12 protein-coding genes are annotated in these 14,421 nt (G+C 60.6%); 6 read left to right on the top strand and 6 right to left on the bottom strand.

Annotated features, from left to right (window positions below; genetic code table 11):
- The 3 genes from ACZM8Y_RS15525 to ACZM8Y_RS15535 form a co-directional block, all read right to left on the bottom strand.
- On the bottom strand, window positions 1-948 hold a 948-nt coding region (locus tag ACZM8Y_RS15525; protein ID WP_489501873.1), incomplete at its 3' end, for an outer membrane homotrimeric porin.
- 110 nt (window positions 949-1,058) lie between these two features.
- A complete protein-coding gene (locus tag ACZM8Y_RS15530; protein ID WP_479858881.1) occupies window positions 1,059-2,432 on the bottom strand; it encodes a sodium/glutamate symporter in 1,374 nt (457 codons plus the stop codon).
- A gap of 123 nt (window positions 2,433-2,555) precedes the next feature.
- Window positions 2,556-4,202 carry an amidohydrolase gene (locus ACZM8Y_RS15535; protein WP_337430929.1) on the bottom strand — a complete coding sequence of 549 codons (1,647 nt, stop codon included), beginning with the start codon at window positions 4,200-4,202 and terminating at the stop codon, window positions 2,556-2,558.
- A gap of 1,058 nt (window positions 4,203-5,260) precedes the next feature.
- Between ACZM8Y_RS15535 and ACZM8Y_RS15540 the strand changes: the two genes are divergently transcribed.
- From ACZM8Y_RS15540 to ACZM8Y_RS15555, 4 genes are all read left to right on the top strand, one after another.
- A complete protein-coding gene (locus ACZM8Y_RS15540; protein ID WP_479858880.1) occupies window positions 5,261-8,362 on the top strand; it encodes a sigma-54 interaction domain-containing protein in 3,102 nt (1,033 codons plus the stop codon).
- Window positions 8,363-8,916: 554 nt separating this feature from the next.
- Window positions 8,917-9,180, top strand: coding sequence for a hypothetical protein (locus ACZM8Y_RS15545; protein ID WP_302553874.1), 264 nt, complete (start codon window positions 8,917-8,919; stop codon window positions 9,178-9,180).
- Between the two features lie 89 nt (window positions 9,181-9,269).
- Complete coding sequence (locus ACZM8Y_RS15550; RefSeq protein WP_489501874.1) at window positions 9,270-9,533, top strand: hypothetical protein; 264 nt, start codon at window positions 9,270-9,272, stop codon at window positions 9,531-9,533.
- Window positions 9,534-9,622: 89 nt separating this feature from the next.
- Window positions 9,623-9,772 carry a hypothetical protein gene (locus tag ACZM8Y_RS15555; protein ID WP_483971593.1) on the top strand — a complete coding sequence of 50 codons (150 nt, stop codon included), beginning with the start codon at window positions 9,623-9,625 and terminating at the stop codon, window positions 9,770-9,772.
- A gap of 110 nt (window positions 9,773-9,882) precedes the next feature.
- Here ACZM8Y_RS15555 and ACZM8Y_RS15560 read toward each other — a convergent pair whose 3' ends face one another.
- Entirely contained in the window at window positions 9,883-10,215 is a 333-nt protein-coding gene (locus ACZM8Y_RS15560) for a hypothetical protein (protein WP_489501875.1), read from the bottom strand.
- A gap of 171 nt (window positions 10,216-10,386) precedes the next feature.
- Window positions 10,387-11,034, bottom strand: a complete 648-nt coding sequence (locus tag ACZM8Y_RS15565) for a LexA family transcriptional regulator (protein WP_302553871.1) — start codon at window positions 11,032-11,034, stop codon at window positions 10,387-10,389.
- A gap of 118 nt (window positions 11,035-11,152) precedes the next feature.
- Here ACZM8Y_RS15565 and ACZM8Y_RS15570 point away from each other — a divergent pair, with 118 nt between their 5' ends.
- Window positions 11,153-11,527 (top strand): helix-turn-helix domain-containing protein, encoded by a 375-nt coding sequence (locus tag ACZM8Y_RS15570; RefSeq protein ID WP_302553869.1) that lies wholly within the window; start codon window positions 11,153-11,155, stop codon window positions 11,525-11,527.
- A gap of 34 nt (window positions 11,528-11,561) precedes the next feature.
- Here ACZM8Y_RS15570 and ACZM8Y_RS15575 read toward each other — a convergent pair whose 3' ends face one another.
- On the bottom strand, window positions 11,562-11,969 hold the full coding sequence (locus ACZM8Y_RS15575) for a secondary thiamine-phosphate synthase enzyme YjbQ (RefSeq protein WP_308771689.1): 408 nt from the start codon (window positions 11,967-11,969) through the stop codon (window positions 11,562-11,564).
- Between the two features lie 212 nt (window positions 11,970-12,181).
- On the opposite strand from ACZM8Y_RS15575, the gene ACZM8Y_RS15580 reads away from it, so the two are divergent.
- Window positions 12,182-14,380, top strand: coding sequence for a sensor domain-containing diguanylate cyclase (locus tag ACZM8Y_RS15580; protein ID WP_482334701.1), 2,199 nt, complete (start codon window positions 12,182-12,184; stop codon window positions 14,378-14,380).
- Window positions 14,381-14,421 lie beyond the last annotated feature (41 nt).

Genomic DNA, 14,421 nt, shown 5'->3' on the forward strand with positions numbered 1-14,421 from the left:
GGAATACCAGAACAGCAGGCCGGGGGTGCAGGATTCCAGCTTGTATTCGGCGAGGAACGCGGCGTACCAGCCGGAACGCTTCACGTCGAAGCTCCTGCCGTCGAGCTTGCTCGTCCCCAGATCCACGCTGCCGTAGGCGGCATCAAGCGCGAAATGGAAGGGGGCGAAGGCGGTCACGTCAGCGGTGATGCCGCCGTACCATGCGCTGCCGTGATCCTTGTCGCTGGAGGCCACGATGTCCGCGAGCTCCCCCTTGCCGGCAAGGGGGAGCATACCCTGCGTCATGGGGAAGCTCCTATCGAACTGGTTCTCCCCCTCGAAGCTGTCATGGCCGACAAAGGCGCCCATGCCCCACGGGATCACCTTCACGCCGTCAAAGGTCAGCGGCACGGTCAGGCCGATGAAGTCCATCGCGTCGTGGGCGTCATGCTCCGCCATGTCAGGGTCGTTGTCGTTCTCGGCGCGCAGCCAGAACAGGCTCGCGGCCACATTTTCGGTAAACTGGTTGGTGATGGTGATGCCCGCGCCGTCGGCGTCGAGGATCGGGGAGCCGATGCCGGTAAAGGTCGGCTGGACGTACGGCTGGAGGCCCATGCGCACCTTGGCGTCGGTCTGCGGGATCGCCCAGTCGACATAGCTGTAACGTACCTTGACTTCCTTGCCGTCCGTGCCGAGGGATGCGCCTTCAGCCGACTTGCCCCAGTTCTGGTGGCCGATTTCAAAGAATACCACGCCCTTCAGGGATTCCGAGGCGATCACGTCGATCTGGGTACGGATACGGCTGGCAGCCCGCATCTTGTCGTCGCCGTTGCCTTTCGCGAAGTTGCGGTCGGCGAACGACACACGGTGCTGCATCAGGCCGGACATCTTGAAGTCCGCCGCTTTCACAGCGGAAGTTGCGCCAAGAACCAAACCGGCAGCCAGCAAAAGCGTCATCAGTCTCTTCATCTTCCTCTCTCCTTTGGGGTTGAAGATACTCCGGGCGAGGGGTCCCGGCATTCCCTTTCCTCCGGGGGGGTACCCCCGCATCCCTCACGTGCGGCCCGTTTCCGATGGGATCAGAACGCGGGCTTGCGGATGAGCTTCAAGAGATACATGGCGATGGGCGTCACAACGATGATGGCGGCGAAGACCCAGACGATGGGGTATCCCTCCACCGGCGCGAACGGCATGGACAGCGTGACCGGCAGGAAGGTCAGGCAAGTGAATACGTTCATGAGGCCGCCTTCCACCGCGACGGGGGTTTCGTAATCCGGATCGGCGATGCGGAGCAGCAGCAGGCCCGAAGCCGCCGTCCCCGTGGCGTAGCCGAACATGATCAGGCAGCGTTCAAAGCCGTACTCAGGGGAGCGGCGGCCAAACCATACGCAAAGGATCAAGGTGATGAACGTGGCGATGATGATGGCGACGATGAAGGGCAGCAGCACTTCCTGAAGATCCTCCATTTCGATGCCGAGGAACACGGCGCAGATCATGAAGTCCACGGAGCCGCCGACCAGACGCCGGGTCGTTTCGCCGTCGATGAGGTGCAGGATGTCGACCCTAGCCATGAACTTGCGCAGCAGCATGGCGAGGAACATGCCCCAGCAGAAGGTCAGGCCGAAGCCCAGCCCGGCGATGCCGGCGGGCATGTAGTTGGCGAACATGAGCCCGAAAAGATAGGCCACGCCGTAAATCGCCGCCATGAGGCCCAAATGGAAGCCGAGGTTGTCGATGTTGGCGGGGTGGGTGGTGCTGTGGGAACAGGGAGGGTTGTCGCCGCGATCCATGAGGCCGCGCAGGAAGTTCTGGGGCAGTTCGCCGGAACGCCCCCCGGTGCACCAGCCGCGCTTGATGCCGTAGAAAGCCAGCGGCACGCCCACGATGCCCGCCACGAGGAACCCGACGGCGGCGAAGGCCAGCCCGACGCTCAGGGCGTTTGCGGTCTGATAGGAACCCTGCCAGATGGTCGCGTAGGCCTGCGTCTGGCCGGGGCCCTGCGTGAAGCCCGCGCCGAGAAGGTAGCCGTTGACGGTTTCAAACGTGCCGCCGAACAGCTCCTGCCACAGCACGAAAACGCCCTTGCCGATGAGCGCCTGCACGGAGAAAAGCAGGCCGAATACAAGCGCTATCCACAGGGCGCCGCGCATCACAACCTTGCCGCTGGCGGGCTTCTTGGTCTGGAGCAGGCCGATGCCCACGAAGCCGAAGGCGAACAAGTGGAAGGTGATCATGCTGAAAATATTCGGGGTGATGTCCTTCCAGCCGGTGGAGGTGGGCATGCCGATCAGATCAAGGTTGATCAGCACAAACCCGATGAGCCCGCCGATAAGGGAGGAAGGGAACAGCAGCTTCTGGAACAACGGCACCTTGGCGCGGATTAACGTCCCAAGCATGAGCAGCACACCGATCCAACACAAGGCACCCAGATACGGATAAAACGACGCTTCCATGAATCCCTCTCTTTGTAAGGCTGAGATCGTCAAGGCAGGGAGAACCCGCAAATGCAGGGGGGCAGGGAAACCCGGCAGGGGAGGCGGGAAGGAACGCCCCGCGCCGCCGGATTTCCGGCAAGGCTATTCCAGCGACCCGTATACGAGCTCATTGCCGACGATGGTCGCCAACACCGGGATGTCGCGGATGGCCTTTTTGTCCACGGCAAGGGGGTTGTCCCCAAGCACGACCATGTCGGCCAGCTTGCCGGGTTCGAGGCTGCCCTTGCTCGTTTCCTCGCAGGCCTGATACGCGGCCCACGAGGTTACGCTGCGCAGCGCGTCCATAACGGAAATGGTGTATTCCTCGCCAAGGACTTGCCCGCTGCTGGTGAGGCGGTTGACCGCCGACCACACGGAGAGCAGGGGATCTATGGGGGTCACGAACGTATCGTTGTGGTTGCTGAACCGGATGCCGCGCTTCAGGGCGCTGCGGAGCGGGCTGATGCGCCGGGCGCGATCCGGGCCGAGGAAGATGTCGCGGTGGCGGTCGCCCCAGAAATAGGTATGGACGACGAAGAACGAGGGCACCACGCCGAGGCGCTTGATGCGGTCAAGCTGATCCTCGCGCACGGTCTGGCAGTGGATGATGATGTGCCTCGCGTCGGCGCGGGGGTAACGCTTCTGCGCCTCCTCGTAGGCGTCCAGAATGAGCTGGATGGCCTCGTCGCCGTTGCCGTGGATGGCGATCTGCCAGCCTTCCCGGTGCAGGGCGACGATGCGATCGATGAAGCCCTGCGGGTTTTCCTGAATGTACCCGCGCCACAGGGGGCCGTCCGGCAGATCGTAGATGATTTTGTGGTAGGGATTGCTCAGGCAGCCGGTATAGCACTGCAGGCTGCCGTCGACGAGGTGTTTGACGGCGCCGAGGCTGATCTTGCCGTCGGCGGTCAGCGGCGTACCGGAAACGTGGGAAGCGAACTGGCTGAGATCGCAGCAGCCGAGGCCGGGCAGGATCTGCACGCGGTTGCGGAGCAGGCCCTTTTCATGGGCCTTGCGGAGCTGCGCCCACTGCTTTTCTTGGGTGAACCCGTCCTGCGCGGACGTAACGCCCTTTGCGGTATAGGCATCGCAGGCGGTTGCGACGCTGCGCATCCAGTCCTCCTCGGACGGTTCGGGCAGCAGCTCGGCGACGGGGTTCATCGCCGGAGGTTCCTCAAGCACGCCGTTGGGGTTGCCGTGCGCGTCGCGGCGGATGATCCCGCCGACGGGATCGGGCGTATTCCGATCATAGCCGACCAGAGCCAGCGCCCGGCTGTTGCAGGAACACAAATGCCCGGAAACATGGCGCAGGAGCACCGGGTGATCGGGCGTCACGTCGTCCATGTCGGACGCGAGCGGGTGGCGGCGATCCGCAAGGGCGGTGTCGTCATAACCGTATCCCAGAATCCATTCGCCCTTGGGCGTGGAGGCGGCCTTTTCCCTGAGCAGATCGCGGATTTCGGCGATGTCCTTCACCTTGCCGACGGGCGGGGAGGAAAGATCGAGCTGTGTGGCGAACATAAGCCCGGCCCAGACGAAATGGCTGTGCCCGTCGATGAAGCCGGGCAGCATAGTCCGTCCCCGCAAATCAGTGACGACGGTATCCGGCCCCGCATGGGCCATGACTTCCTCCTCTGTCCCCACAGCGAGGACAAGGCCGCCCTCGACGGCCAGCGCGCTGGCCACGCTCCCCCGTGAATCCATCGTCAATATCGTGCCGTTCCGGTAGATCTGCGTTGCCGTACCCATAGTGATGGCTCCTCTGTTAAGCTGTTGTTCACGATTGCCCTTTTTAGAGCAAGCGGCATGCCAACGGTGAAGAGCCGGAATAAATATTTATATTACACTTATTTTATTATTTTTTTTAAAACGACGGCAATCCGTCCGAACATAAGGGGAGAAAACGAAAGGCCCTTCAGTCCAGTTTTTTAGACAGAACGGGCCCGTTATAAAAATAACATACTGAATAAACAGGATAAAAGAAAAAAGGAAGCCCTAGGGAAACGGTCGGCGGAGGCAAAAACGGAAATCCCCTTTTTATCAAATCACCGTAAGATAATTCTTTTTTTGAAAAAGAACCTCCATTGCACCTACGCCTCGGCAGCTTTCCAGAAAACTGGAATCATCCAAAAATAAAGACGCCGCCTTTTTCCAAAGCCCCGTTATGGAATGAGGTTGTTTCATCAGATACGGCTCTTTTCAATTGTCCCCTTAAGCACAAATGGATTGTCCACGGTTTTGCCAAACGGCTGTGCCGAAGCGGAACAGCGCGCAGGAGCCCCTTTTTCCAATGCCGCGCCTCCGGGGAAAGGACACACTTGGGCCCTTCACCTGTAATAGGCTCCTTTTGCATGCCGCCCCTCAAGGGAAGGAACACGCTTTGATGCCTGCGGCGAGGGCTTGTTCCGGGAGATGCCGCCCCTCCGGGGAAGGGGCGCACCAGCCCCAATCCGGTACGGGCTCCCTGCCGGAAAACGCGGAAGCCGGGCGTATCGTAACCCCCCGGTTTCCAACGGACGTTTTCCGCATCAAGGCCTTTTCATTTCAGCGAGACATCTTTATAAGGTTCCGGCATCGCATGTGGCCGTTTCATCTCCACAGCGCGGTGGGCATACAGCCTTTTTCCCCAGTTTTCCCCTTGGCTGAACCCGTGGCTAAGGCATTTTGCCGGTTATTCCTTTGGGACTTCAGGGAAAAAGGCATCAGCGACTTTCTATGGCACAGCCATTTACAGAAACCGGGACTTCCGCTGTGCCGCACGTACCGCGCCGCAGACGGCTCCCTTTCCCCGGCCCTTGGAGGTATCCATGCCCCGTCCGCTGAACCGCTCCCAAGCCGTGCTCGTCACAGCCCTGCACGCCGCCGGACGCCCGCTCCTGACGCAGGAACTCGCCGTACTGGCTGGAAAACCGCAAGAGGCCATCGCCTCTTTCCTTGAGCCGCTTCTCGGCGCAGGGCTCGTTGTCCGGGCCGGCGGCCCGGACGCATGGGCCTGCCCCAGCCTTCCGGATGCCGTGCGGGACGGGCTCGCGCGCCTTGTCGCCCGGAACGCCTCGCCGGGCAGCCTCACACATGCGCTCGCACGGCTCGGATCTCCTGATATGGCGCTCGACGACTGCACCGCCATTGCCGAGGCCATCGGCAAAGGGCTCGGCAAACGGCGTCCGGGCAGCATCATCTGCATGGAATGCGCGCTGCGCTTCCTGATCGCATGGGGCGAGCGCCACCTGCACGGCGCCGGAGGCGTGGAAAGCTGTCTGTACGGCAAGCTCGCCCTGACCTTCCAGAGCATGTGCATCCTCGCCAACCGCCACATCCCGCTGGCCTTCAGGCTCTCCTCCATCGCCTACGAACTCGCGGGGTACGGCGGCAACGAACGCTTCCGCCCCCTCATCGGCATCCTCAAAAACTACATGCGGCTGATCAGCCTGGAGCTTCCCGATGAGCCGTGGGACATCAGCGAAGTTGAGGTCGAATTCCTGCGCCTCAAGGACGCCTGCGAACAGGAGATGAAAAACCATATCGCCTGTTTCGCGGGCCTGCTTTACGCCATCAGCGGCGACTACCCGGATTCGCTGCGCAGCCATGTCCATCAGGGGGAGCCCGGCGACTGGCTCGACCGGATCGCCCTGTTCCATGCCATGAGCATCAGCCAGTCGGCCATGTACCTCGGCCGCTACACCCTCGCCGTCGGGACAGTGGAATCCGCCCGCCACTCCGCCGAGCTTGCCGGGGAAAAAACCTTCTCCCTGCTCTGGCTGACCCATCTCTGTTTCCTGCTGCTGCGCAAAGGCGATTGGGACGACGCGCTTAACCATCTGGACTTCCTCTTCTCCTGCACCCATCCGGTGGAGAATCCCAAGATCTTCTCCAGCACGGTACGCGGTCTGGCGCTCTACCACTACCTCAACGGGCGGCCCGGCGCCGCCTACCGCATCCTCCGCCGCGAAACCGAAAACGCCATCGCCGCGGGTTCGCCCCACTCCCCTTTTGTCGATCCCTATATTCTGGATATGCTGTATGATTTCGCAAAGGCGGGGTATCCCGACATTCCCCGCTACGCCTTCCGGGATACCCTCGAATCTTTTCTCCGCAGCCCCAACCGCCAGCGGCGCGGGGCGGCGCTCCGCGTCAAGGCCCTGTGCCTGCGGGACGGCAAAGCGGGCCGATGGGATGCGGAGGCAGCCGATCCCGTAAGCCTCCTCCGCCAAAGCATCGGCTGCCTCGCCCCTTCGCAGGATGTGCGGGAGTTGGCCCTGGCCCGCCACGAACTGGCGAACACGCTGGAAAGCCTCGGACGCCATGACGAGGCCCGCCCCCTCCGCATGCTGGTCTCGGAGTCCATAGGCCGGGCGTCCCACGCGGGCATGAGCCCCCTCGAAATCTCGATCCTCGCTACGCGGGACAGGGACAGCGACGTCTTTTCGCCGGGCGTCCCCACTGTCGATACCCGCTTCTTGAAAGAAGAGCTCATGGATCGCTGCCACGACGCCTTCAATGACGTCCCCATTCGGCAGACGCTTGAGGACAACCTCCAGCGCATCGTCAACGTCGCCCAGCTCGAACTCAAGGCCGAACGCGCCGCGCTGTTCAGGCCCTCGGCGGGCGGGCATCCCGTAGAATGCGCCGCCTCGGTGAACCTTACCCGGACGGAGCTGCAAAGCCCGTCCATGCGCGACCGGATTGCATGGGTTGCGGATTGCCTGAGCAAAAGGAAGGGGGATCGGGAACGGCGGGCGGTCTGCCTGTCCCTGAACGTCGGCGGGCGGCAGCCGTGGCTGCTGTATCTCGACACGCGGTTCGGGCCGGGCTTTCTGACGCAGCTCAAGAAAAGCGAACTCGGTGAACTGGCGCGGCTCTTCGCCGCGGAAGTGCGGACTGCGCTGCGCCTCGACGACATGCGGCAACAGGAAATCCATTGGCAAAACGCCAAGTTCAACGCCGTAACGCTCCAAAAAAACACGGGGGAAGCCCCCATCATCGGCGAAGGGCTGAAGCAGCTCGCCGCACAGGTGCGGCAGGTCGGCATGACGGATGCCGCCGTGCTGTTTTATGGGGAAACCGGGACGGGGAAGGACGTCTTCGCGCGGCAGCTCCACCTCTTCAGCCAGCGCAAGGGGCCCTTTGTGGCCGTCCATCCCGCCTGCACGCCCGAACAGCTCTTTGAAAGCGAATTCTTCGGGCACGAGAGAGGGGCCTTTACCGGGGCCACAAGCCAGAAAATCGGGTACGTTGAAATGGCCGACGGCGGAACCCTCTTCATCGACGAAGTGGGGGAAATGCCTCTGAGCATGCAGGTCAAGCTGCTGCGCGTGCTCCAGAACCAACGTTTCATGCGCGTGGGCGGCACGGCCGAAATCGTATCCCGGTTCCGCCTCGTCGCCGCCACCAACCGCAATCTGCGCGACGAGGTCGCCAAAGGCCGCTTCCGTGAGGATCTGTTTTACCGCCTCTCCGTGGTGCCCCTGCGGGTTCCCCCGCTGCGGGAACGCCGCGAAGACATCATCGGGCTTGCGGAGGCGTTCGTGGAAACCTATTGCCAGCGTTACGGCAGGCCGCCCCTTCAGCTTACGGGTGCGGAACGGGCCTGCCTCCTGAACTACCCTTGGCCCGGCAACGTGCGGGAGCTCAAGAACATCATTGAGCGGGCGGTCATCCTGAACGCGCCCTTGCTCGAACTGGTGTCGCCCAGCCGATCAGCCGCCTCCGGCTCGGCTGCGGGGGCCTTCACCATTCCGGATTTTCCCACGATCCCGGAGCTTGAGGAGCGTTATCTGCGTTATGTGCTTGAACAGACGGGCGGGAAAGTCTGCGGGCCGGACGGCGCTGAAGCCCTGCTCCGCCTCAAGCGATCGACCATCTACCTCAAACTGAAGAAATACGGGATCATTCCTTCCGACTTCATATAGTAAATGAAAACATGCTGTTGAGAGAGAGTGTGTGAGTGAGTGTGTGGGGGGGCCGGTTCAAGCCGGGGTACCGCCTTGCCGCACATCCCAAAGCGCCGCCCTGCGCATCGGCCCGCCGGGGGAGAAGCCTTCCCCCTTTTTCTTAAAGACGCGGCAGAATCCGTGCCCATCGGCCCACAGGGGGAAAAGCCGCCCGCCGAACCCGCCTGTTGCGGAACGGGAAGCCCTTTAGCCCGATGGCGGGCCCCAGTCCCGTAACTAGACGTTTTGGCGGCGGACAGCAAGTCTACAGTAGTGCTCCGGGCTTTTTTCCGGTATTGTTGCCCTAGTGCCTTTGTGCTGTATCCCTTTTGTTTGGCACATTTTTGAAAAGGCTGTGTTATAGAAAACGGTTGATGCTTTTTTCCTTGAAGCTCCAAAGGGATAACCGGCAAAATGCCTTGGCCGTGGTTCCCGCCAAGGGGAAAACGGGAAAAGAGGCTGTATGTTCCACCGCACTGTGGAGATGAAACAACCACATACTATAACAGAGCCTTTGAAAAAGGACTTGCAATATGAGCCTTTATTTTTCGATCAGCGATCCTTCCGGCAAATTCCTTTGCGCGGACGAGCTGCTTGAGCCTTCCATCAATGCCTTGAAAGAGGCTTCGGAAAAAAACGCGGGCACCTTCACGCTCTCTTTCACTCAGGATCAATGCATCTGGTCCGTCATGATGGAAGCGAAAGGCGGCAGGGCCACGGTCGTCAATCCACACTTGTACGAAAAAGCGAAAAAATTCGATGCCATGATACAAGAGTGGAATAAAGAAAAGGATTAGCGGGCTCCCGGTGCCCCCTTGGTTGGCGGCGATGGTTGTGATGAAACAACCACATACTATAACAGAGCCTTTGAAAAAGGATTGGCAATATGAGCCGTTATTTTTCGATCAGCGATCCTTCCGGCAAATTTCTTTGCGCGGACGAGCTACTTGAACCTTCCATCAATGCCTTGAAAGAGGCTTCGGAAAAAAACGCAGGCACCTTCACGCTCTCTTTCACTCAAGATCAATGCATCTGGTCCGTCATGATGGAAGCGAAAGGCGGCAGGGCCACGGTCGTCAATCCAAACTTGTACGAAAAAGCGAAAAAATTCGATGCCATGATACAAGAGTGGAATAAAGAAAAGGACTAGCGGGCTCCCGGTGCCCCCTTGGTTGGCGGCGATGGTTGTGATGAAACAACCACATACTATAACAGAGCCTTTGGAAAAGGATTTGCAATATGAGCCTTTATTTTTCGATCAGCGACCCTTCCGGCAAATTCCTTTGTGCGGACGAGCTGCTTGAGCCTTCCATCAATGCCTTGAAAGAGGTTTCGGAAAAAAACGCAGGCACCTTCACGCTCTCTTTCACTCAGGATCAATGCATCTGATCCGTCATGATGGAAGCGAAAGGCGGCAAGGCCACGGTCGTCAATTCCCACTTGTATGAAAAAGCGAAAAAATTCGATGCCATGATACAAGAGTGGAATAAAGAAAAGGACTAGCAGGCTCCCGATGCCCCTTGGTTGGCGGCGATGGTTGTGCTGTTTTTGCCTGTGGGGGGGATGGGTGCAGGAAGGGGAAGCCGTCGGATGTTACCGTGCATCCCCCATGCGGGCGCACCCCCTTTGCCGTCCCGATGGTGAACCCCTTGACGGCGTCTTCCCCATGCGGGCGGGCGCACCTCGTCACTGACAGCCCGAATCCGGTCGATGGAAATACATTCCCCCTGCGGGCGGACGCCCCCGTTCATCCCGCGATCCAACCGCTCGCGCACGGATACATTCCCCATGTGGGCGGACGCACCCCCGGACTGGGCGCGGGCTGCCGACAAGAAAAGCGTCTTCCCCATACGGGCGGGCGCACCCTACGCGAGGATGGCCACCGTCCCGCAGCGGATGGTTTTCCCGTGCGGGCGCACGGCAACGCCCGGAATGCCGGGCGGGGCAAGCCGTGTGGAACCTCCCTGATTCCGGGGGCTCAAAAGAGTGTTGGCGATACCGGGTCACATGGCTTGGAAAACCCAAGCGATCCTGCCGACGAGCCTCCCGGCTTCAGTGAGCGGGATGGACATGGATGGGTGGAGCGGGTTGTCCGTACGGAGCAGGAGCGTGTCGCTGTCACAGAACACCCGTTTGATGACGATCCCTTCAAAAGGCACGGACACCGCGAAGATGCTGCCGCTGGAAGGCCGGACGCTGGACGTGTCGACCCCCACGAAAGCCCCCTGCCGCACCGTGGGCGAAAAGCTGTCACCCGTTATGCGGAGGACGCGGAACCCCTTCCCGGCATACGGCTCAGGGAGCATGATCGTCCCCGAAGGCTCCCATACGCCGCCCTGCACGCGATCGGAATCGTAATAAGGCAGGGAAATGCCCCGTCCAAGCGGCGTGGAGGCAGGTTCCGGCTCCATATAGCGCCCGTCTTCAGTGCGGAGATACATGGGGCCCCTGCCCTGCTTGAGCCAGTCGGGGTTCACCCCGCGCATCTCGAACAGAGCCAAAAACCAGCCGGGAGGCACTGTGCCGCGCTTTTTGGATTCGGAAATGGTCGATTGCTTGATGCCAAGCACGTCCGCCAATTCCTGTTGCGTGCTCGTACCGGTTACGCTCTGAAACCTGCGGAAAATTTCGTCGAAGGAATTGGAGTCCATTTAGGGTGCCTCTCATAGTACGCAGGAGCGGGCCAACGCCCTGATAACCTGGTTGGAGTCTCATTTTTGTATGTTTTAGAATACATCTTTTTGTCAAGTCTGGGCTAGATCTCCCGGCATGGAAGATCTACCGGGATTGAAAAGCGCTATCGCTGCCGTACTCCGGCGCGCCCGAAGGGAGACCAGGCTATCGCAGCAAAAACTTGCTGATTTCGCTGGCCTCTCTCGTATTCACATCGCCCAGCTTGAGGGCCGCCGGCAAAACGCCACCCTCAACGTCCTGCTTCTCATAGCGATGGCGCTGAACATGGACGAGCTTTTGTTTCTCAAGATGATTCATGAGGAAATGCTGCGGAACGGGCACGGGCGCTACAGGAATGCCCGGCGCAGGGCGGAAGGGCAGGAAGGGCCGCATCAGGAAGCCCTTCCAAAAGACACGGGGCAGGCAAGCCCCTCCGCCTCCGGAATGGATGCCGGACGCGGGGCCGCTTAGGGGGCGCCAAGGCACACGCCGCCGGGCACGGAAATCAGGCGTCCTCTGGGGCGGGCAGCCACTGGATCCAAATCGAACGGGAGCGCGGGCCGTCACCTTCATACAAATAGACGCTCTGCCATGTGCCGAGGCGCGGTTCGCCGTCCTCCACAATCACGAACAGGGACGGCCCCATAAGGCTCGCCTTGATGTGCGCGTCGCTGTTGCCTTCCCCATGCCGCCACCCGCCCCCGTGCGGTATGGTGCGGCTGAAAAAGGCCGTCATGTCCCGGCGCACATCGGGATCGGCCCCTTCATTGATCGTCAGGCCGCAGGTCGTATGCGGGCAAAACAGCGCCGCGACGCCCCTCCTCCAGCCTTTTTCCCGGATCACGGCGCAGACGTGCCCCGTGATGTCCACCATCTCCTCCCGGCTCCGGGTGGCCACCGTGCATATTTCCATAGGAAACCCTCTCTTGTTCCGCCTTGTACAGGCATCGGGGGTTCAATGCAAGTGAATAGCTATGAATGATCGGGCGGATACGGTTGTTCATAACAATGTAGGATATTTTATTTCGTGCATGGACATCCCGCCGTTCTTGGCTTCCTCTGGACATCGCTTATCGACACGCGTTATCCTTCTCAAAGGCGACAGACTTCTTCCGGGGAAGCTTTATGGATCAAAAAGAATGGAAAGGGTTACGTACCTATGCTTTGTACTGCCTCGTGGCGGCCATCTCGCTCGCCGTGGTCTTCCTCGTCTATTTCAGCAGGACGAAGCGGAATATCCAGGAACAGGCCGAAGCGCAGCTCGCCGAAGTGACGCGCCAGTACGCCAACGCCATCAAAACGGATATGTGCGGCACCATCCAGGCCGTCGAGGTGCTGGCCCATGTTTTCGGGGAGCTTGGGCAAGGCTCCCCTGAAACGATCATCCCCCTGCTCATGGGGGCCGTCGATACGCTCGGGCTCAAGCGCATGGGGTACATCACCCCCGACGGCATGGCCCACGCCACGGACGGCCTGACCTTCGACGCCCGGAACCGGCCCTATTTCAGGAAGGCGCTCATGGGTTCCCCCTCCGTCTCCATCCTGCTCGTGGACAAGACCGACGACAACCCCATCAACGTCTACGTCTCCCCCATCATCCATAAAGGCAAAGTCCTTGGCGCCCTTTTCGCAACGGTACAGACGGACGCCTTCATCATGTCCATCGACGACCGCCTTTTCAACGGCAGCGGGCAGGTGCTCGTCACCGACAGTCAAGGGCATATCCTGTTCCGGGGGCGCGGCTCCGTCCAACTGGCCCGCTACGGCAACATCGCGGAACTCATCCCCCCAAGCGCCCCCGGCTCGCCCGATCATGGCATACCGGACGCCTTCGGCAGCGGGGGGCTGTTCAGCTACGACGGCAGGCCGTACTACATGGCGCACAGCAAGCTGGAACTCACCTCCACGGAGTGGCACATCTTTTCCATCGTCCCGGAAGACACGCTGGCCGCCAATGTGGGCACCATCCAGAGGGAAGTGCTCTATCTCATGCTGTTCTTCATCGGCTTGAGCATGCTCTTCCTCTGGCTCGTGCTCAGGATGCAGGGGCGGCAGGCCAAGCGCCTCCGGCGGGCCAAGCAATTCCTCGAAACGGTCATTGAAAACATCCCCGGCGGTTTTTTCCGCTACAGCAACGATGAAAAGCTGGAATTCGACTATATCAGCGAAGGGTTCCTCAAGCTGATCGGGCACTCGCGGGACTCATTCAAGGAAACCTACGGCAACCGGTTCGACAACCTCGTCCACCCGGAAGACCGCAAACGCGTGTTCGACTCCATCAACAGGCAAATCAAGCGCAGCGACTACGACATGGTGGAGTACCGCGTGACCAAGGCGGACGGGCGCATCCTGTGGCTGTTCGACAAAGCGCAGCTTGTGCACGATGAAAACGGGCGCTCATGGTTCTACGTCATCGTCATGGACATCACATCCCTGCGCAAGACGCAGCAGGAACTCAAGATCAGCGAGGAGCGTTACCGCATCCTCACGGAGCTTTCCGAGCGCATCATTTTTGAACACGACCTTGTGATCCGCCGCTCCTATTTCTCTCCCCGCTTCAAGGAAAAATTCGGGTACGATCCCGCCGTGGACGGGGCTTCCGGCTCGCTTTCGGAACATTGCATCCACGCGGAGGACAGGCCGCTCTACCGCCAGTTCTTCAGCCGGATACTGTCGGGCCGTTCCGCCCCGGCTGAACTGCGCTTCCTCAAGCAGCCATCGGGGGTTCTCTGGTGCCGGGTTCAGGCCGTGGCCATTTCCGACGAATCGGGCCAGCCCGTGCGGATCGTGGGGGAAATCGCGGACATCGACACGGAAAAACGCAATACGGAACGGCTCCGCAAGAAGGCGCAGCTTGATCCGCTCACCGGCCTCTACAACGCGAGTTCGGCCAGAAAACGCATCGAAGCCTGCCTCCGGCAGCCCCCCGGCGCGGGGATGCATGTGCTTGCCGTAATTGATGTAAATCATTTCAAGCAGATCAATGATACATGCGGCCACCTCACCGGTGACCATGCGCTCATTGAGACGGCCCGGCGCCTAAGCGCCATGCTCAATGAAGGGGACATCGCCGGGCGCATCGGCGGCGACGAATTTATCGCGCTTTTCCTGGATGTTCCTTCAAGGGATGCCCTCGAAAGGCGCATCGGGGAGCTCAGGCGCGGGCTGTCGTTCCCTTTGCCGGACGGCCTTTCCATGTCCGCAAGCATCGGCATGGCGGCTTTCCCCGACGACGCAGCCGACTATACCGGGCTTTTCCGAATGGCGGACGCCTCCATGTACGCCGAAAAGCGGCACAGGGGGGAGGATGTAAAGGGGGATTGAGGGAACCTTGGGGAGAGGGAGGGGAAACTTTCTGGAGAAAG

It is taken from the genome of Bilophila sp. (assembly GCF_057864385.1).

Excerpts from the sequence above, each read along its gene's own strand:
- ACZM8Y_RS15565 (WP_302553871.1), bottom strand. The coding sequence starts at position 11,034 with ATGGACTCCAATTCCTTCGACGAAATTTTCCGCAGGTTTCAGAGCGTA.
- ACZM8Y_RS15535 (WP_337430929.1), bottom strand. The coding sequence starts at position 4,202 with ATGGGTACGGCAACGCAGATCTACCGGAACGGCACGATATTGACGATG.
- ACZM8Y_RS15545 (WP_302553874.1), top strand. The coding sequence starts at position 8,917 with ATGAGCCTTTATTTTTCGATCAGCGATCCTTCCGGCAAATTCCTTTGC.
- ACZM8Y_RS15540 (WP_479858880.1), top strand. The coding sequence starts at position 5,261 with ATGCCCCGTCCGCTGAACCGCTCCCAAGCCGTGCTCGTCACAGCCCTG.
- ACZM8Y_RS15530 (WP_479858881.1), bottom strand. The coding sequence starts at position 2,432 with ATGGAAGCGTCGTTTTATCCGTATCTGGGTGCCTTGTGTTGGATCGGT.
- ACZM8Y_RS15570 (WP_302553869.1), top strand. The coding sequence starts at position 11,153 with ATGGAAGATCTACCGGGATTGAAAAGCGCTATCGCTGCCGTACTCCGG.
- ACZM8Y_RS15580 (WP_482334701.1), top strand. The coding sequence starts at position 12,182 with ATGGATCAAAAAGAATGGAAAGGGTTACGTACCTATGCTTTGTACTGC.
- ACZM8Y_RS15550 (WP_489501874.1), top strand. The coding sequence starts at position 9,270 with ATGAGCCGTTATTTTTCGATCAGCGATCCTTCCGGCAAATTTCTTTGC.
- ACZM8Y_RS15555 (WP_483971593.1), top strand. The coding sequence starts at position 9,623 with ATGAGCCTTTATTTTTCGATCAGCGACCCTTCCGGCAAATTCCTTTGT.
- ACZM8Y_RS15575 (WP_308771689.1), bottom strand. The coding sequence starts at position 11,969 with ATGGAAATATGCACGGTGGCCACCCGGAGCCGGGAGGAGATGGTGGAC.